Raw genomic sequence first — 286 nt, 5'->3', positions numbered from 1 at the left:
CTTGGCGACGTCCTACTCTCCCAGGACCCTGCGGTCCAAGTACCATTGGCGCTGGAGGGCTTAACGGTCGTGTTCGGTATGGGAACGCGTGGTTCCCCTCCGCCATCGCCACCAAACGGATAGCTTTGTGAAAGATGTATTCGCAACCCCGTTAGGGAATGAATTGATCTTTCAAAACTGACAACGAGCGAGCAACAATCCTGCCTGAGAGTTGCTTGTGGAAGCTTATGCTTCCTATCCGATCTTCATCGAGATCGGGTATATCCTTAGAAAGGAGGTGATCCAG

The 286-nt window shown here is 52.1% G+C and carries 1 rRNA gene; it reads right to left on the bottom strand.

Annotation, left to right across the window (positions count from 1 at the left end):
* Window positions 1-116: ribosomal RNA gene (rrf, locus tag NQZ67_RS30090) — 5S ribosomal RNA — on the bottom strand; the annotation flags it as partial.
* Window positions 117-286 lie beyond the last annotated feature (170 nt).

This window comes from Paenibacillus soyae, assembly GCF_024623455.1.
GTDB classification, from domain to species: domain Bacteria; phylum Bacillota; class Bacilli; order Paenibacillales; family Paenibacillaceae; genus Pristimantibacillus; species Pristimantibacillus soyae.
Note: the sequence above shows the minus strand (reverse complement) of the source record. Positions and strands in the feature narration are given on the sequence as shown.